At 48.6% G+C, this 17,060-nt stretch carries 15 protein-coding genes; 6 read left to right on the forward strand and 9 right to left on the reverse strand.

What is annotated here, in order from left to right:
* Window positions 1-5: 5 nt before the first annotated feature.
* The 6 genes from AC0IXI_RS07710 to AC0IXI_RS07735 all read right to left on the reverse strand — a co-directional run bounded on the left by AC0IXI_RS07710 (window position 6) and on the right by AC0IXI_RS07735 (window position 8,099).
* The gene (locus AC0IXI_RS07710; protein WP_134185214.1) at window positions 6-1,814 is read right to left on the reverse strand and encodes an extracellular solute-binding protein; all 1,809 of its coding nucleotides are present in this window, start codon (window positions 1,812-1,814) and stop codon (window positions 6-8) included.
* A gap of 156 nt (window positions 1,815-1,970) precedes the next feature.
* Window positions 1,971-3,548, reverse strand: coding sequence for a cyclic di-GMP phosphodiesterase (locus AC0IXI_RS07715; RefSeq protein WP_471682190.1), 1,578 nt, complete (start codon window positions 3,546-3,548; stop codon window positions 1,971-1,973).
* A gap of 236 nt (window positions 3,549-3,784) precedes the next feature.
* Window positions 3,785-4,351: a bifunctional murein DD-endopeptidase/murein LD-carboxypeptidase gene (gene mepS, locus AC0IXI_RS07720; protein WP_034458689.1), complete on the reverse strand. Its 567-nt coding sequence runs from the start codon at window positions 4,349-4,351 to the stop codon at window positions 3,785-3,787.
* A gap of 421 nt (window positions 4,352-4,772) precedes the next feature.
* A complete protein-coding gene (locus tag AC0IXI_RS07725; RefSeq protein ID WP_413498644.1) occupies window positions 4,773-5,480 on the reverse strand; it encodes a phosphatase PAP2 family protein in 708 nt (235 codons plus the stop codon).
* 41 nt (window positions 5,481-5,521) lie between these two features.
* A complete protein-coding gene (locus AC0IXI_RS07730) occupies window positions 5,522-6,502 on the reverse strand; it encodes a CobW family GTP-binding protein (RefSeq protein ID WP_413498643.1) in 981 nt (326 codons plus the stop codon).
* Between the two features lie 133 nt (window positions 6,503-6,635).
* Complete coding sequence (locus AC0IXI_RS07735) at window positions 6,636-8,099, reverse strand: mannitol dehydrogenase family protein (RefSeq protein WP_413498642.1); 1,464 nt, start codon at window positions 8,097-8,099, stop codon at window positions 6,636-6,638.
* A 211-nt stretch (window positions 8,100-8,310) separates the two neighbouring features.
* Here AC0IXI_RS07735 and uxuA point away from each other — a divergent pair, with 211 nt between their 5' ends.
* On the forward strand, window positions 8,311-9,504 hold the full coding sequence (uxuA, locus tag AC0IXI_RS07740; protein ID WP_064512545.1) for a mannonate dehydratase: 1,194 nt from the start codon (window positions 8,311-8,313) through the stop codon (window positions 9,502-9,504).
* A 77-nt stretch (window positions 9,505-9,581) separates the two neighbouring features.
* Here the strand turns inward: uxuA and AC0IXI_RS07745 are convergent, their stop codons facing one another.
* Window positions 9,582-10,004, reverse strand: a complete 423-nt coding sequence (locus AC0IXI_RS07745; protein ID WP_134185222.1) for a DUF2000 domain-containing protein — start codon at window positions 10,002-10,004, stop codon at window positions 9,582-9,584.
* Window positions 10,005-10,168: 164 nt separating this feature from the next.
* On the opposite strand from AC0IXI_RS07745, the gene AC0IXI_RS07750 reads away from it, so the two are divergent.
* Window positions 10,169-10,633 (forward strand): Lrp/AsnC family transcriptional regulator, encoded by a 465-nt coding sequence (locus tag AC0IXI_RS07750; protein WP_471682191.1) that lies wholly within the window; start codon window positions 10,169-10,171, stop codon window positions 10,631-10,633.
* 75 nt (window positions 10,634-10,708) lie between these two features.
* Here the strand turns inward: AC0IXI_RS07750 and yeiP are convergent, their stop codons facing one another.
* Complete coding sequence (yeiP, locus tag AC0IXI_RS07755) at window positions 10,709-11,281, reverse strand: elongation factor P-like protein YeiP (protein WP_064512540.1); 573 nt, start codon at window positions 11,279-11,281, stop codon at window positions 10,709-10,711.
* Window positions 11,282-11,448: 167 nt separating this feature from the next.
* Here yeiP and AC0IXI_RS07760 point away from each other — a divergent pair, with 167 nt between their 5' ends.
* Window positions 11,449-11,703, forward strand: a complete 255-nt coding sequence (locus tag AC0IXI_RS07760) for a YkgJ family cysteine cluster protein (protein ID WP_074391982.1) — start codon at window positions 11,449-11,451, stop codon at window positions 11,701-11,703.
* Here AC0IXI_RS07760 and setB read toward each other — a convergent pair.
* Window positions 11,700-12,881, reverse strand: coding sequence for a sugar efflux transporter SetB (setB, locus tag AC0IXI_RS07765; RefSeq protein ID WP_064512539.1), 1,182 nt, complete (start codon window positions 12,879-12,881; stop codon window positions 11,700-11,702). The genes AC0IXI_RS07760 and setB overlap by 4 nt on opposite strands.
* 370 nt (window positions 12,882-13,251) lie before the next feature.
* Between setB and fruB the strand changes: the two genes are divergently transcribed.
* The 3 genes from fruB to fruA are packed head-to-tail and all read left to right on the forward strand — an operon-like array spanning window position 13,252 to window position 17,028.
* Window positions 13,252-14,385, forward strand: a complete 1,134-nt coding sequence (gene fruB / locus AC0IXI_RS07770; RefSeq protein WP_471682192.1) for a fused PTS fructose transporter subunit IIA/HPr protein — start codon at window positions 13,252-13,254, stop codon at window positions 14,383-14,385.
* Window positions 14,382-15,320 (forward strand): 1-phosphofructokinase, encoded by a 939-nt coding sequence (gene fruK / locus AC0IXI_RS07775; RefSeq protein WP_064554903.1) that lies wholly within the window; start codon window positions 14,382-14,384, stop codon window positions 15,318-15,320. Before fruB ends, fruK begins: the two co-directional genes overlap by 4 nt.
* Window positions 15,321-15,336: 16 nt before the next feature.
* Window positions 15,337-17,028 carry a PTS fructose transporter subunit IIBC gene (fruA, locus tag AC0IXI_RS07780; protein ID WP_064512531.1) on the forward strand — a complete coding sequence of 564 codons (1,692 nt, stop codon included), beginning with the start codon at window positions 15,337-15,339 and terminating at the stop codon, window positions 17,026-17,028.
* The last annotated feature ends 32 nt before the right edge of the window (window positions 17,029-17,060 follow it).

Consider the following 17,060-nt stretch of genomic DNA (forward strand, 5'->3'; position numbering starts at 1 on the left):
TTCCCTTAACGCCTGTTAGCTGGTAATTGTGCGGCTTTATTGACGTCGTACCACCAGGTATCAAACCCGGTTGCGTATAACGGATGAATAGCCGGCTTTGAAAACTTGTTCCACCATGCGAAACGATCTGCGGCCATGTACCACATCGGGATCATGTAGTAATTCCATGTCAGTACACGATCCAGAGCCCGGCCTAAGGGAAGCAGTTTTTGTTTATCGCCTTGATTAGCCACAATCTGAGAAATCAGTTCGTCAACCACCGGGCTTTTCACTCCGGGGGAGTTATATGTGGAATCAACATATTCTGAAGCCCATGCGATTTGCACGTCAGCACTGGGATATGGCATGGCGCTGTAAAGCGTTGGTATCATATCGTAGTCCCGCTTGCGCATGCGGTTGGTGAGTTGCGAGTTGTCGACCTGGCGAATCTCCATCGTGATCCCCAGCCGTTGTAAATTATGCTGGAATGGCAAAACCCATTGTGTGTTACCGGTAGCCCCTATTAGCAATTCGAAGGTGAAGGGTTTACCTGTTTTAACATTGACGAGCTTCTGGTCTTTCAGCTCCCATCCAGCCTCTTTTAACAACGTCATGGCTTTGAGCAGGTTTTCTCGGTCAAAACCATTGCCGTTCGATTTTGGCGGGTTATAGATGCTGGTGAACACTTCTGGCGGTAAATCCTTTTTCATGGGCGCCAGCAGGATGAGTTCATCTGCATGTGGGTAATCACGAGCGGCATATTCCGTATTCTGGAAATAACTGTTTGCCCGGCTGTAAGCACCATAGAAAAGCGCTTTGTTCATCCATTCAAAATCAAAGGCCAGGCCAATCGCTTCGCGCACTTTCCGGTCTTCAAAAATTGGGCGCTGAATGTTAAATGCCAGCCAGCGTGCATCCTGCGCTGCATCGTTGGGTTGTTCTTCTTTTACGATGAAATGGTTAGCAAAATTCTTTCCTGTGTAGCGCGTGGCCCAGTTTTTGGCTGAAACTTCATTACGAAAATCGAACGCACCGGCTTTGAAAGCTTCGAAAGCGACGTTGTCGTCGAGGTAATAGTCGTACCGAATAGAGTCAAAATTCCAGCGCCCCCGGTTAACTGGCAAATTGGCAGCCCAGTAATCCCTGACACGTGAGTAGGTGATGTATTGCCCCATGCGCCAGGCCGTTATTTTGTAAGGGCCACTTGCCAGAGGGGGAGCAGACAGAGGATCGCTGAGTTTATGATTCTTCCAGAATTTTTCAGGGAACACGGGTAGTGAGAACAAACCTAACATTCGTTCTTTACTGGGTGTTGCCAGTTCAATGCGTACCGTTAAAGGGGCAATAGCTCTCACTTTTGCGCCCTTATAAACCAGACGAAATTGCGGTACGCCTTCGGTCATAAATTTATTGAAGGTAAAGGCCACATCGCTGGCTTTTATGGGCGTCCCATCATGAAAACGCGCCTGCGGATTAATTTCGATTTCAGCCCACGCAAAGTTATCTGGGTAGCGCGCCATCTCAGCGACCAGCGGGTAGTAGCTTCCCGGCTCATCATCCGAGTTGGTAAAAAGCGTGTCATATAGGGTTTCGGTGCTTACACCAGGATTGCCGCGCAGAGCATAGCGGTTGAAGTTATCAAAGGTGCCAATGGCTGATAGCGTGATATCCCCGCCTTTCGGAGCCGCAGGGTTAACATAATCAAAATGAGTGAAATTGATGGCGTATTTAGGTTCCCCTAAAACGGCAAAGGAGTAGCTTTCCTTGATGTTTTCAGCAAGGCCTGGGGCTGCAATCAGGCAAAGGCTCAGCAGGGTGAGAATGCGGGCAAACATCGTATAGATCAATCCTTGTTGGGGAGGAGCTTACCTAATTGTTTCATCCCGAAACAATATCAGTGTCCAGGCAACGCCCCGCCGCGTTATAACGCCATGATGATAAATCATAAGTTATAGCTGCCATACTTCAAGCAGCATTGGTGTTCGCTGGGATCAAGCAAGCTCATCGTAGGTTTTTTGCTGACCGCCCCATGACTGCAATTGCTCAAGAGTGAGTGGGCGGGCGAAATAGTAACCTTGTAAATAATTTACCCCTCGGTCAATTAACCATTTGGCTTGCTCAGGTGTTTCCACACCTTCTGCAACCGTCGTCATGCTTAGCTTGCGGGCAAGGGTTAATACGGCGTCAAGTACTGGGGATGTTACAGTTTCTAAACCTATAGAATTAACAAAGCCACGATCGATCTTCAGATAATCCAGCTTAAAGCGTTCCAGATAGATAAGTGCGCTGTGCCCGGTGCCAAAATCATCGACTGCAGTTTGAAATCCTTGCTCATTCATCCAGGTAAACAGGCAGCTGGCTTCATTTTCTTTCACCATATCTCGTTCAGTGATTTCGAAAATTAACTGGAAATGATGAGGGGGCAATGAGGCGGCAAAGGCTTGAATATCTTCTTTAAAGGTTAGTGAATGTAAATGGCTAGGAGCCAGATTAACGCCGAGGCGCGCACCAGCCGGTAAGATATGCTGGAGCTTTTTGGCATCGCGTGCAATCAAGTCAAACAAATGGCGGGTGAGGGGAACGATCAATTGCTGTGCTTCGGCGAACGCGATAAACGCATCGGGAGGAATAGGCCCTGCAATTGGGTGGTTCCAGCGCATCAATACTTCTACGCCTGACATTTTTAATTCTTTGGCATCAACTACCGGTTGATACACAACATAAAATTGCCCGCGTTTAATCCCCATCAAAATCTCTTTACCGGAACGAAGGCGCACCGTCAGGAAGTAGGCACATAACGCACCACCGAGTATGCCGAATATGAGCCCGGTCAGAATCGAGATTTGAATATCTTCTACAGGCCAGGTTTTGCCATACAACGCTATCTTGATGGGAAAATCTTCCATGGATATTACGCGCGTAGGATGCTTCGTGAGGTTCGCAGCATTCATCACATTGCTGGATATTGTGGTTAGCGCTTTATCGCCAGCGATGATCGCCATCGACACCATATCGCTCTGGCGAGTAGTGAATAATAGATACGGTGTAAGATTTACGTTCAGGGTGGCGAAAACCCCACGCCCCTCAATTACCGGATTTTTAAACCATGCGGCAATAGTCGGCTTACCGGGCATCATTGGGGTACCGAGCATGATAACCAAATCGATATTTTTATTGATATCGATATCCGGGGAGAGCTGGCTCATCTCCATCAACATGCTGCCCGTAGCCGAAGAACAGTAGGCGTTGCCGTTACGAACTAAAACAAAGGCGCGAACGTTGGCGTTAAAGGCTGCGCGCGAAGTCAATTCGCCGGAGACTTGATGGCAGTCTGAAAGAGTTAACGGTTGAATGCCGCTGATGGTCGACTGGAGGTCCTGGAAAAAGATGCTGAGATATTCACGCATATCTTCAGTAAGTGTGTCGTAGCTGGCTTCACGCTTGCTGTGCAATGTCAGGCTAGTTATTCCGCCAATCAATAGCGCGGCAAGCACGCCGGCCAAAATACTGAAGGCGGCTATTTGCCGGACAGAGGTAAAGTAACGTGAGAAAATATTTTTAGAAAACATGTATGAATGGTTCCTGCAGGCGCAAGAGACTGATTGTTTATTTGCGTTTTTTTGGACTATAACGCAAAAACGATCGATACGTCATAAAGTTTCGAACGAAAACTATCATCATTTTAGAATTATTTAACTGGATGAATTTTAGGCAATAAAAAACGCTGCATAAGCAGCGTTCTTTTGTCTCGTCATATTGTTGTCTTGCAGAACAGCCAAGGGAGTAACCGTCTGCAAGGTGCGCATTAACTGCGGCTCAATACACGTCGCGCTTCGTTGTAACGCTTTTTCCAGTAAGGCTCATCCATGCTCGAAATCGTCACACCACTGCTGGTGGAAGCATGTACAAACTGGTTGTTACCGATATAGATTCCAACATGTCGTCCCGTTGAACCCGCACGGAACAGAACTAAATCGCCAGTACGTAATTTGCTACGCGAAATCGATTTACCTGAATCCTGCTGTTCAGAAGTTGAACGAGGCAACTCTAAACCAAATTGTTCACGGAATGTGCGCTGCACGAATGCAGAACAATCAATGCCGCTTCTATTACTACCACCGAGGCGATAACGAACGCCTTTCCAACTTGCATATTGATCCATAAGACGTGATTTCACATCTACATTACGGACCATCTCTTCGAATTCATCCTGAGAAGCTTGCAGTAAAAAACCATCTTTATTGCCGACTGCATGCGTCTCAGAATGCATATTTGCGGTGTTTGTCGAACTACATGCTGACAGCATTACTGCTACAGCAACGGCGGGAATTACCCGCAAGATATATCTCAAAATAGGCTGAGACTTGACCATTATGTTTGTTATCCCTTGATGTCCTTTACGATAAATATCGTTATACAAAATACCAACGTGACGAGACTAATTACCTGCGCGCCTTGAGACAAACGTTAATGAACAAAACTGTGGCTTGTCGCACAAAATTATTCACATAACAAATGAATTGGGCATCAGCGCAAAACGTATTCGAGGTTACCTCATCAAATCAGGCATGGCGAGCGGTTTTCTCTGAAATTTTATAAGAAATTGTGATGTTAAAAGGTAAAAAGTAATATTGCATAGTTGTTAACCAGAACTGTTGCTTATCTGTGCAGGTACTTCATTTGTCTAATGAAGATGACAGGTTAAATATTACACGCTCCATGCGAGTGTCTAAAAAATAGACAGCAATCATTTCTGGTTTCTGATGATTGCTGAAAATAATGTTTATTGGGTGTTATTGAATTGTTCTTTTTTTGCAAGGTAAATAACGATCCAGAAGATTAATTAACCCATCGCTTAATGGGGTTAATAGAACCCAGGGCAACCCAACGAGAGCAATAGATAACGAGCCGACGAAGATATCAGTGAACCAATGTGCGCCAATCATCATGCGTGGCATGATGAAAATCAGGAAAATAATTACAGCAATAGCAAACGCTTTTTTGCCGAAATATCGCAGCATGAAACCGGTGAAAATCAGCAGCATTAATCCATGATCACCAGGGAAACTGTCCTTAGACGCGTCTTTAGTCGGGAAATGCAGCAATTCGCTGACACGGTAAATATCCGTAAAATAGAGCGTTGGGCTGACGTGAGATTCGGGAATCAAATGGCCAAATTGATTGATAATGATTGCGCAAAATAACATCACAATACCCATGATGAACATGCGTCGGCGGCCTGTTGCTGACTCTTTGCGCCAGTAACAGAAAAACAGTGAACCCATCGCTAATAGCGAAATGCCATCGAACACCCGATTATTGGTCACGGCAACAAATACCAGGAAGGCGTGACTCTTAACCAACTCGCGGTTAAAAAAATGGAAGATCCCGGAGTCGAGGTTAAACCAAAAACCATGCCCCTCGGGCAGGTACCAACTAAAAAATAGTGCTAATCCAAGTGCATTGAGCACAAGGATGAGAGGTAATCGAATATTATTCATACGAAATCATTAGATATTTTAACAAAGACGAAAGGGTAGGCTCACAAACTTAAACGTAGCTTCAACAATGAAGTTTGTAGCGCATTCCAGTCAACGTCACCGCTATGTATTAACTCTATGCGGCTGTCAGGTGGTGCGGCATTTTGCGTTTCAATATGGAAATCAAGGCCCTGACGGTTGATTCGAACCAAACCTTCCGCAATACGCAGTACACCTTTGACGCGGTCGACAGGAGCAAGTCTAGCCCATTCAAGAATCCCTACTGTGTCAAATAGTGTGTCGGCATCAAAAATCCATCCGCAACCCACGTAGCCTTGGCCACTGTTGATGCTGCGCCGCCAGCGTTGATGTTCAGGCAAACTTAATGCCGCTAGCCCACGTTTTGCTGCATGGCTGTGGTTATGATCCGGACTGGATGGCACCTCGCGCAGGTTTTGGCGTGGTTTATCAAGAAGGCTAATATCGATATGACCATTTTGTGCGGTAATCATTTCCCGCCCAGCCCCCTCACGCAGCCACCACTCGTTAAGAGCCGCGCGGCTTTCATCGCTGGCACGGTCTTCTTTATTTGCAATGACGATATCAGCGGCAGCGAGTTGATCGCGGAAATTGTCATTATTGACTGCCCGCTCATCAAGCAATTGACGTGGGTCAAGCAGACACAGAGTAGCGTTGAGTTCGATCCAGGGTTGGTAAACTTCGGCGGTCAACATATCGAGGATTTGTTTTGGGTGACCAAGCCCGGTCGGTTCAATGAGCAGACGGTCAGGATTGCCCTGGCGAAGCAAAGTATTGAGCCCTACCTGCATCGGTAGTCCATTTACACAACACATACAGCCGCCGGGGATTTCTTTCAGCAAAGCACCGCTGTCGGCTAATAACGCGCCGTCGATTCCGACTTCACCGAATTCGTTGACCAGCACAGCCCATTTTTCATGCTCGGGCTTATTGGCAAGTAAATGCAGAATGGTGGTGGTTTTACCGCTACCGAGGAAACCGGTAATCAGGTTGGTTTTAGTCACAAGTGCTCCGGACAGGTTGAGTGAACCTTACGTGATGTTCAATTATCACTATCCTGAACAAAAATTACCAAAAAATGAAGCCCGGACGGCTCCACATCCTTGTGAAGCGGGCTTAAAGGCATTGATTGTTAAATTAATCGATAAGGTTTGCGACCGTTGCTCGCGCACCTTTGCTGCATAACTCATTCCATGCAGCGGTAATACGCGCGACGAATTGTTCATCAGCAGGCAGGTCACTGCCAAAGATTTCATGCAGGCTGAGTAGGGCATTAACGAGTTCATTAACAGAGCTGTTTGCGACCAGCGTTTTAATTTTTTCAGCTAACGGATCGCGAATATCAATTTCGTTGCCCGCGTCGTCAATACCGCTGACATAGCGCATCCAGGCGGCAACTCCTAATGCCAGGCATGGCCACTCATCGGCTTGTTGCAGATGCCAGCGAATACTCTCAAGCATCCGTTGTGGCAGTTTCTGGCTACCGTCCATCGCAATTTGCCATGTGCGGTGCTTCAGCGCCGGGTTGTCAAAACGCTCGAGCAGGTTATGGGCATACTGCTGTAGATTTACGCCCGTAACGCGCAGTGTTGGCGCTTGTTCCTGCATCATTAAACGATGCGCCGCCTTGCGGAAATTCTCATCTGCCATGCAATCATTAATATGCTGATAGCCGGCGAGGTAGCCGAGATAAGCAAGGAAGGAGTGGCTGCCGTTCAACATGCGTAACTTCATTTGTTCCCATGGCATCACGTCGTCCACCATTTCGACGCCAACTTCTTCCCATGCCGGGCGGCCTGCAACAAAGTTATCTTCAATGACCCACTGGATAAACGGCTCGCCAGCAATGGCGCAGGGATCTTCTACGCCCAGCGTGTCAGTAATTTCCTGCAATGACTCAGGTGTCGCCGCAGGAACAATTCGGTCAACCATAGTGCTAGGGAAGGTGACATGCTCGCGAATCCAGTCCGCTAACTCCTGGCTGCGAGTTTCCGCCATGCCAATTACCGCATTGCGTACGACATGGCCGTTGTCGGGAATGTTGTCGCAAGAAAGTACGGTAAATGGTCGCAGTCCACGCTCGCGGCGACGATTAAGTGCCTCCACCAAAATGCCCGGAGCCGAATGCGGTTCTTCAGGGTTTTGCAGGTCGTGAATAATACGCTCGTTACTGCTATCCAGTTTCCCGGTCGCCGGGTCGATGCAATAGCCCTTTTCAGTCACAGTAAGGGAGACAATCGCAACTTGTGGCTCGCAGAACTTTTCAATAATGGTATCCAGTCCATCGAGTTTTGCATTCAGGCATTCGTTAACCGCGCCGACAATAATCGCCTGATTACCTTCACGACCTTTTTCCAATACGGTATACAAATGGTCCTGTGCACGCAGCGCACTCATTAGTTTATCGCCGCTAAACAGACTAATTTCACAAATGCCCCAGTCTCCCCCCAATTTATTGAGTACCCGGTCGGTCAGCAGCGCCTGGTGTGCGCGGTGAAACGCACCAAAACCAAAGTGGACGATGCGAGTTTTTAACGCCCGGCGGTCATAATTAGGCTGTTGAATATCGGCAGGTAACGTGACTGAAGCAATTGTGTTCATAAAATGCAAATCCTGGTTAACTAATTGGTAACATGGCTCAGTCTAAAGTTATATGACAGCAAATTAAATTGGTCTGCTGTCTTTATCCCTTTAATGTGAGCTGGATCAACCAATATCATTGCAAAATTTGACCGTAAGCGAGAATCCGGTATGGTAGTAGTCAATACAGCATTCTAGAATTGGTATGACAACTTAAACTGAGGAACTGTCGATGGAACAAACATGGCGTTGGTACGGCCCAAAAGACCCGGTATCTCTGGATGATGTGCGTCAGGCGGGCGCGACCGGTGTCGTTACTGCTTTGCATCACATCCCAAATGGTGAAGTTTGGCCGGTTGCTGACATCAAAGAGCGCCTGGCTGTATTGGCGGAAAAAGGTCTGACCTGGTCTGTAGTAGAAAGTATTCCGGTGCACGAAGAAATTAAAACTCACTCCGGCGACTTCGATAAGCATATCGCAAACTACCAGCAAAGCATTCGTAACCTGGCAGAATGTGGCATCGACACCGTGTGCTACAACTTCATGCCGATTCTGGACTGGACACGTACCGATCTGGAATATGAATTGCCAGATGGTTCACGCGCTCTGCGTTTTGACCAGATTGCTTTTGCAGCATTTGAGCTGCACATCCTCAAGCGCGAAGGCGCTGAAGCTGACTACAGCGAAGAAGAGCAGCGCCAGGCGCTGGGCTACTTCAACAATATGTCTGATGCCGAAAAAGAAAAACTGACCCGCAATATCATTGCTGGTTTACCAGGTGCGGAAGAGGGTTACACCCTTGACCAGTTCCGTGCACGTCTTGCTGAATATGACGGCATCAGTAAAGAACAGCTGCGCGAAAACATGGCGTACTTCCTGCGCGCCATTGTTGCGGTAGCGGAAGAAGTAGGTGTTCGCCTTGCAGTTCACCCGGATGATCCACCGCGTCCAATCCTGGGCCTGCCGCGTATCGTTTCTACTATTGAAGATATGCAATGGCTGAAAGAAACTGTCGACAGCATCTATAACGGCTTCACCATGTGTACCGGTTCTTACGGCGTTCGTGCCGACAACGACCTTGTTCGCATGATTGAAACCTTCGGCGATCGCATTCACTTTACCCATCTGCGCGCAACTTGCCGCGAAGATAACCCGAAAACCTTCCATGAAGGCGCGCACCTGCAAGGTGATGTGAACATGGTTGCGGTAGTGAAAGCGATTCTGACTGAAGAACAACGTCGTAAAAACGCCGGCGATCTGCGCCCGATCCCGATGCGTCCGGATCATGGCCACCAGATGCTTGACGATCTGCACAAGAAAACTAACCCAGGTTATTCAGCGATTGGTCGTTTGAAAGGTCTGGCTGAAGTTCGCGGTGTGGAACTGGCTCTGAAACAAGTTATGTTCCCAGATTTGCTGAAGTAAGCTGAACAATATTGATGTAAAAAATTGATGTAAAAAACGCGCCTCCTGGCGCGTTTTTTTATGGCTGCAACATAAGCCTATTTATACAGACCCAGGTTCCCTGTGAGCCTGGTGATTTTTTTCTTCGGCCCAATTAACCCTATTGCTACCAGTTCAATATGATTGCTGGATACAGCAGAAATACGTTCCCCATATTCATCGTATGTCTTACATGACTGCGCCAAAGCGCTGAAGGGCATCGTGTAAATCTCTTCGTCTGTTTCAGCAATGTTGAGCAGCTCCTGTATATAAGTGCCTGGTGCCAGGAGAATCGGCAAAGGGGCATAAATAACGCCAGGATAATTGACGGCATCTGCACTTTGCATGTCAGGACCCACCAGATTTTCTACCGTATGGCCGAAACTCATACTAATAACGCTGGCTGCGTTGATGGCAAGCCCAGGGCTCAGGTCTTTATCAATAATAATCGTGCTTCGATGTTGGCTGGCGTCAAACTTCATATTTTGTCCTCGCAGGGGAATCTGAAATGGCTCATGGAGTCGCTCTTTGTGAACAATATAATGCAGGAAGCTCACGGGAAATTGCTGCCTAAATAGCTTGAAAAATGGACAAAATAGGGCAGGATTGACCCGTTTATAATCTAAAATTAAAAGGAACTGACCAGATGACCTTAAGCACAACAGACGTAAAGATTCTGGCTCTCTTACAAAATGATGCGCGCATGACGAACCAGTCTGTAGCCGATTCAATTGGGTTATCAGCCTCACCTTGCTGGCGAAAAATACGCAAGCTTGAAGAAGACGAAGTGATTCAGGGTTACCGCGCAGTACTTAACCGTCGCAAGATCGGCCTGGCAGTGATGGTGTTCGTTCGTGTCACCATAGACAGCCAAAGTGAATCAGAAGCGAAGAAGTTTGAAGAGGAGGTCGCGGCTCTTGAGGATGTGGTTGCATGCTACAGCATCGGTGGCGATGCCGATTTCTTATTGCAAGTCGTCGCGCGCGATCTGGATTCTTATGCGGACTTTGCCATGTCAGTGGTACGTCGTTTGCCGGGGATTAAAGAAATGCAGAGTATGTTTGTGCTAAAGGAGATCAAACCCCTGGTAAGCTATCCCATTAAGAAATAGCACAAATATTTTTCCCAAAATAAAAACCCGCCGAAGCGGGTTTGGAAGTCTGTCAGTTAAACCGTAAATCACGTATTAGTCTGCACGACCCATAGAACGCTTTTCAGCGATATGGATGCGGATTTTCTCACCGGTCACCATATATTCTGGAACCTGAATGACCAGGCCAGTAGACATTGTTGCAGGCTTAGTACGGGAGCTTGCTGACGCGCCTTTAATGCCAGGTGCGGTTTCAACAATTTCCAGGTCCACAGTTTGTGGCAGTTCAAGCGCCAGCAACTGGCCATCCCAGGTCAGAACTTGCATGTCTGGCATGCCGCCTTCCGGAATGAATTGCAGCTCTTCTTCAATCTGGTCTTTGGTGAAGATATACGGCGTGTAATCTTCTTTATCCATAAACACGTATTCGTTGCCGTCAATGTAAGAGAAGTCAACGTAACGGCGGGTCAGAGTGATGGTGTCGACAATATCATCACCTTTGAAGCGCTCTTCAACTTTCTGGCCAGAACGGACATCAGAAAAACGCATTTTATAAAGCGTTGCTGCGCCACGGGCGCTAGGTGCCTGGATATCGATATCTTTAACAATCAGCAGCTTGCCGTTGTAATTAAGTACCATACCCTTTTTGATTTCATTAGCTCTTGGCATCGGTGTTTCCTGTAAAAAATTGAGGAGCGAAAATATTGCGTCAAATTACTCGGGAGGCGTCTTTCAGGCAAGCGGATTTCAATGCAGATAGTGCATAAATCTACGTAGTAAAGCCGCACTGCTACTGCTAGAGTCCTGATCCTTGTCAGCCCACTGGAGTATTGTTGATGGACTGTCGTCCCGATTGCGGCGCGTGTTGTACCGCGCCTTCTGTATCAAGTCCTATTCCTGGCATGCCAGATGGCAAGCCCGCTGATACTCCATGTGTTCAGCTTGGCGCAGATATGCGCTGTAAAATCTTTCTTTCGCCGCTAAGACCAAAGGTTTGCGCAAACTTGCAACCGTCGCGGGAAATGTGCGGTACAACGCGCAAGCAAGCCATGGATTACCTGATCTATCTGGAAGCTGCGACTGCGCCCTAGATATCTTTAATTTTCATCATGCAATAAGCGGTGATGGCTATCATTCCCAGCGCGATATAAAACACCGTGTGGTAGTTCCAGATTTCGGCGACTACACCGGCCATCGAGCCGGCAATAATCCAGCCGACACGCGTCGTATTGGTATATAGCGTGGTAGCCGCTCCCGCCTGTCCCGGCATTAAATCCTGAAAATACAACATCCCAATACCTGCCAGAATGCCAATGAAAATAGCGTTCAGCAGTTGCAGGCCCAGCAGCATGAATTCGTTATGTAACGTCAACATACCAATGTAGAACAGCAGACCTGCGACTCCCGCAATACGCATTAGAAAACGCTTACCAAAACGTTTGGCGTAATAGCCCGCGATAAGCATGGTTGGGATCTCAAGCCCGGCGGCTGTCCCCATCATCACTCCCGCCAGCTTCTCCGGCAGATGTAATTCATTAATGATGTAAAGCGGCATATTAATAATGTAGAGACTGTTACAGCCCCACATCATGGTGCAGGCGACGAATAGCAGTAGGGCATCACGGCGGTTACGGCGCGGAGCTTCAAGCGTGGTGGATTTAGTTACCACCTCTTTACGCATTGATGGCAGGAGCAGCCGTACCATCACGCTGCAAACCACAAATGCGAAGGCCGCGCTCAGATACATAGTGGTAAAACCAAAACCTAAAGCCAGCGCGTAGGCGATAGGTGGGCCAATCACCCATGCAAGGGAGACCTGCGCACGCAAAATAGAGCTGAACATCACCGCTTCACGGCCCGTACTGTCAGCGTGTTCGCGCGCCAGGGCAAACATCTGTGGGTTAGCAGTGGAACCAAAGCTGCTGAGGAAAACGCCAACAAACAGCAACACAAAATAGTTACGGTTCCACGCAAACAGCACGCAGGCTAATGCACCCAATAAGCAGCAGACAAAAATAAGCGATTTGCGATCGCCTTTTCTGTCAGAACGCCCCGCAAGAAACTGGCTGACCAAAATACCGATGATGGCGCTGCCAGTGAAAAAGAAACCCACCATCGCAGGACGAACATGGACTTCTTCCGTCAAAAACAGGCTCAGAGTTGGGGTTTGTAATGCCCCCGCAATTCCGGTTAAAAAAGCTACAATCAAAAAGGCGGAAGAAGTTAAGTCAAGGGGCTTGCGTGTTGCTGCTATGGGGGAGTTTTGCATGCTCTCAGTGTCGGCTGGTCAATGAACGCGCGGATTTTACGCGCCTTGCCTGGAAATAAACAGTTGTTCAAATCAAAAGCGACACGAAAAGTTAAAACGCTGTTCCTGGCTATGTTCAGCAAAAGCTGATGCTTATAAATTGTCTGCTGAACGTACCGTGATGCTGCTCACTTTTTCGGCTCCAATGGGAGTGAAAATGTGCGTAACCTCTAAATTCTGGTAACGAAAATACAACATATCTTGCCTGAATCGCGGAGGATCTCCACACTACTTGAAACGTTTCAGCGTCGTCTTATTTAGTTTCAGGAGTGGGATGGCGCATTTTTCTCATTGCAGCTGAATCGTTTCAATTCAGCAGGAGAGGAGAACCATGTTCCAGTTATCTGTGCAGGATATTCATCCGGGCGAAAGTGCCGGAAATAAAGAAGAAGCCATACGTCTGGTTGCCACTGCGCTCGCGCAGGCAGGGAACGTCAGTATTGGCTATGTAGAAGGTATGCTGGCTCGCGAGCTGCAAACCTCCACTTACTTAGGCAACGGTATTGCTATCCCACATGGCACTACTGATACACGTGATCTGGTATTGAAAACCGGCGTTAAGGTGTTCCAGTTTCCACAAGGAATCGAATGGGGTGAGGGCCAGAAAGCTTACGTTGTGATTGGCATTGCAGCTCGTTCTGACGAACACCTTGGTTTACTGCGTCAGCTGACACATGTGCTCAGTGATGACGAAGTTGCTGAACAACTCACAACCGCGACTTCAGCAGAAGAGCTTCGCGCATTGCTGATGGGCGAAAAACAATCTGCATCTTTGCTGTTTGATAACTCATTATTAGCGCTGGATGTTACCGCCACCGACCTGATGACGCTTCAGGCATTAAATGCCGGGCGCATTAAACAGGCGGGTGCTGCCAACTCTGCTTTTGTAAGCCACGTAGTTTCCAGCAAACCACTCTATCTCGGGCAGGGTATCTGGCTTAACGACAGCACCGAAGGCAACCTTGCGAGTGCTGTGGCAATCAGCCGCCCAGCATCAGTTTTTGAAGCAGACGGCCAACCGGTATCGCTGTTGATGACGGTTGCAGTGGCCGACGACCAACCCTTACAAGTTCTCAATCGCCTGAGCGACATGTTGATAAACAACAATGCTGACCGTTTGCTGAACGCAGATGCACCTGGGTTGCTGACGCTGCTGACCACTGATGTCCCAGCTGAACAAAATAGCCTGAGTGCTGATTTCCAGATTCGCAATGAACATGGTCTACACGCCCGTCCTGGTACGGTGCTGGTGAATACCATTAAACAATTTAATAGCGAGATTACCGTGACAAACCTTGATGGAACCGGGAAGCCAGCCAATGGTCGCAGCCTGATGAAAGTCGTCGCACTGGGCGTGAAAAAAGGCCACCGCCTGCGCTTTACGGCCGTAGGTGAGGATGCTGAACTTGCGCTGCAAGCCATTGGTGAAGCGGTTGCTGCCGGTCTTGGTGAGGGGGCAGCATGAGTCGTCGTGTCGCAACAATTACGTTAAACCCGGCTTACGATCTGGTCGGTTACACCCCGGAAGTTGAACGTGGCGAAGTAAACCTCGTGCGTACAACGGGTCTGCATGCCGCCGGTAAAGGGATTAACGTTGCTAAAGTTCTTAAAGACCTTGGCATCGATGTCACGGTAGGTGGATTCCTGGGTAAAGATAACCAGGATGGTTTTCAGCAACTGTTCAGCGAGTTGGGTATTGCCAACCGTTTTCAGGTGGTGCAAGGCCGTACCCGCATCAACGTAAAACTGACTGAGAAAGATGGCGAAGTGACCGACTTTAATTTCTCAGGCTTTGATGTAACTCCTGCAGATTGGGAGCGTTTTGTTGCTGATTCCCTGAGCTGGCTTGGTCAGTTTGACATGGTGTGTGTCAGTGGCAGTTTACCTGCCGGTGTTTCACCTGACGCTTTCACTGACTGGATGAAGCGTCTGCGTAGCCAGTGCCCTTGCATTATTTTCGACAGCAGCCGCGAAGCATTAGTCGCAGGTCTGAAAGCCGCACCGTGGTTGGTTAAACCAAACCGCCGCGAGCTGGAAATCTGGGCTGGTCGCAAATTGCCAGAGATGAAAGATGTGATTGAAGCTGCCCATGCACTGCGTGAGCAAGGAATTGCGCATGTGGTGATTTCTCTGGGTGCCGAAGGTGCACTTTGGGTTAACGCATCGGGTGAGTGGATAGCGAAACCGCCAGTATGCGAAGTCGTCAGTACCGTTGGTGCGGGGGATTCTATGGTCGGCGGGCTTATCTACGGCCTGTTAATGCGTGAATCTAGCGAACATACCCTGCGTTTAGCGACGGCAGTGGCTGCGCTGGCTGTAAGTCAGAGCAATGTCGGAATTACAGATCGTACTCAACTGGCGGCTATGATGGCCCGTGTTGATCTGAAACCATTTAACTGACAGCAGGAGAGGAACTATGAAAACGCTGCTGATTATCGAACCAGGTCTTGGGCAAGCTCGTGCGTACCTCGCGAAAACATTGCTGGGTTCAGCCGCGCAAAAAGCGCGCTTGCAGATTATCGACAATCCGAACGATGCCGAAATGGCAATCGTTGTGGGAACCGCTATTCCTGCCGATAGCTCGCTGAATGGCAAAAAGGTATATCTGGGTGATATTGACCGTGCAGTTCAGCACCCGGAACTGTTTTTAGGTGAAGCGAAAGATAAAGCGAAGCCTTATACCGCTCCAGCTAGTGCTGCACCGGTCGAGCTGGCTAAAGGGCCAAAACGCATTGTTGCAGTAACTGCTTGCCCAACGGGCGTCGCGCATACCTTTATGGCTGCTGAAGCCATTGAAACCGAAGCGAAAAAACGTGGCTGGTGGGTAAAGGTTGAAACACGCGGTTCGGTTGGCGCAGGTAATGCAATTACCCCTGAAGAAGTGGCTGAGGCCGATTTAGTCATTGTTGCGGCCGATATCGAAGTTGACCTGGCAAAATTTGCTGGCAAACCGATGTATCGCACCTCAACAGGTCTGGCACTGAAGAAAACGGCACAAGAGCTTGATAAAGCAGTTGTTGAGGCAAAGCCTTTTGCAGCGACAGGGCAGAGTGCAGCCAGCGCGAATGAAGGAAAAAAAGAGTCGGTAGGTGCTTATCGCCATCTGTTAACCGGTGTTTCCTTCATGCTACCAATGGTAGTCGCGGGCGGTCTATGTATCGCGCTGTCATTCGCTTTTGGTATCGAAGCATTTAAAGAGCCAGGTACATTGGCTGCGGCACTGATGCAAATCGGTGGTGGTTCAGCCTTTGCGCTGATGGTGCCGGTTCTGGCGGGTTACATTGCTTTTTCTATCGCTGACCGACCAGGCCTGACGCCGGGTCTTATCGGCGGTATGTTGGCCGTTAGCACCGGTTCTGGTTTTATCGGCGGGATTATTGCGGGCTTCCTCGCAGGCTACGTTGCTAAGATGATTAGCACTAAGTTGAAACTGCCACCAAGCATGGAAGCATTGAAACCAATCCTAATCATTCCACTGTTCTCAAGCCTGATTGTGGGTCTGGCGATGATTTATCTGATCGGTACGCCGGTTTCGAAAATCCTCGAAGGTCTGACTCACTGGCTGCAAACCATGGGCACCGCGAATGCGGTACTGTTGGGCGCAATCCTTGGCGGTATGATGTGTACTGATATGGGTGGGCCGGTGAACAAAGCGGCTTACGCATTTGGTGTCGGGTTACTCAGTACCCAAACTTACGCACCGATGGCCGCCATTATGGCTGCAGGTATGGTGCCACCGTTGGCGATGGGTCTGGCAACATTTATTGCGCGTCGTAAATTCGACAAAGCTCAGCAGGAAGGCGGCAAAGCAGCGATGGTTCTGGGGCTGTGCTTTATCACCGAAGGGGCTATCCCGTTTGCAGCACGTGATCCAATGCGTGTTCTTCCATGCTGTATCGTTGGTGGTGCTGTGACTGGTGCAATCTCCATGGCCGTAGGCGCTAAACTGATGGCTCCACATGGCGGCTTGTTTGTTCTGTTAATCCCAGGTGCGATTACCCCGGTTGTGGGTTACCTGATTGCGATAATTGCTGGAACATTACTGGCGGGTCTGTCTTATGCCTTCCTGAAACGTCCGGAAGCAGAAGTTGTCGCAAAAGCTGCATAAGTAAACGAGTCTAATCGGGGCAGAGAATTCTC

This window comes from Buttiauxella sp. AC038, assembly GCF_979253565.1.

Coding starts and splice junctions, on each gene's coding strand:
- fruB (WP_471682192.1), top strand. CDS start 13,252: ATGTTCCAGTTATCTGTGCAGGATATTCATCCGGGCGAAAGTGCCGGA.
- uxuA (WP_064512545.1), top strand. CDS start 8,311: ATGGAACAAACATGGCGTTGGTACGGCCCAAAAGACCCGGTATCTCTG.
- AC0IXI_RS07745 (WP_134185222.1), bottom strand. CDS start 10,004: ATGAAGTTTGACGCCAGCCAACATCGAAGCACGATTATTATTGATAAA.
- fruA (WP_064512531.1), top strand. CDS start 15,337: ATGAAAACGCTGCTGATTATCGAACCAGGTCTTGGGCAAGCTCGTGCG.
- AC0IXI_RS07735 (WP_413498642.1), bottom strand. CDS start 8,099: ATGAACACAATTGCTTCAGTCACGTTACCTGCCGATATTCAACAGCCT.
- AC0IXI_RS07710 (WP_134185214.1), bottom strand. CDS start 1,814: ATGTTTGCCCGCATTCTCACCCTGCTGAGCCTTTGCCTGATTGCAGCC.
- setB (WP_064512539.1), bottom strand. CDS start 12,881: ATGCAAAACTCCCCCATAGCAGCAACACGCAAGCCCCTTGACTTAACT.
- mepS (WP_034458689.1), bottom strand. CDS start 4,351: ATGGTCAAGTCTCAGCCTATTTTGAGATATATCTTGCGGGTAATTCCC.
- yeiP (WP_064512540.1), bottom strand. CDS start 11,281: ATGCCAAGAGCTAATGAAATCAAAAAGGGTATGGTACTTAATTACAAC.
- fruK (WP_064554903.1), top strand. CDS start 14,382: ATGAGTCGTCGTGTCGCAACAATTACGTTAAACCCGGCTTACGATCTG.
- AC0IXI_RS07750 (WP_471682191.1), top strand. CDS start 10,169: ATGACCTTAAGCACAACAGACGTAAAGATTCTGGCTCTCTTACAAAAT.
- AC0IXI_RS07760 (WP_074391982.1), top strand. CDS start 11,449: ATGGACTGTCGTCCCGATTGCGGCGCGTGTTGTACCGCGCCTTCTGTA.
- AC0IXI_RS07725 (WP_413498644.1), bottom strand. CDS start 5,480: ATGAATAATATTCGATTACCTCTCATCCTTGTGCTCAATGCACTTGGA.
- AC0IXI_RS07715 (WP_471682190.1), bottom strand. CDS start 3,548: ATGTTTTCTAAAAATATTTTCTCACGTTACTTTACCTCTGTCCGGCAA.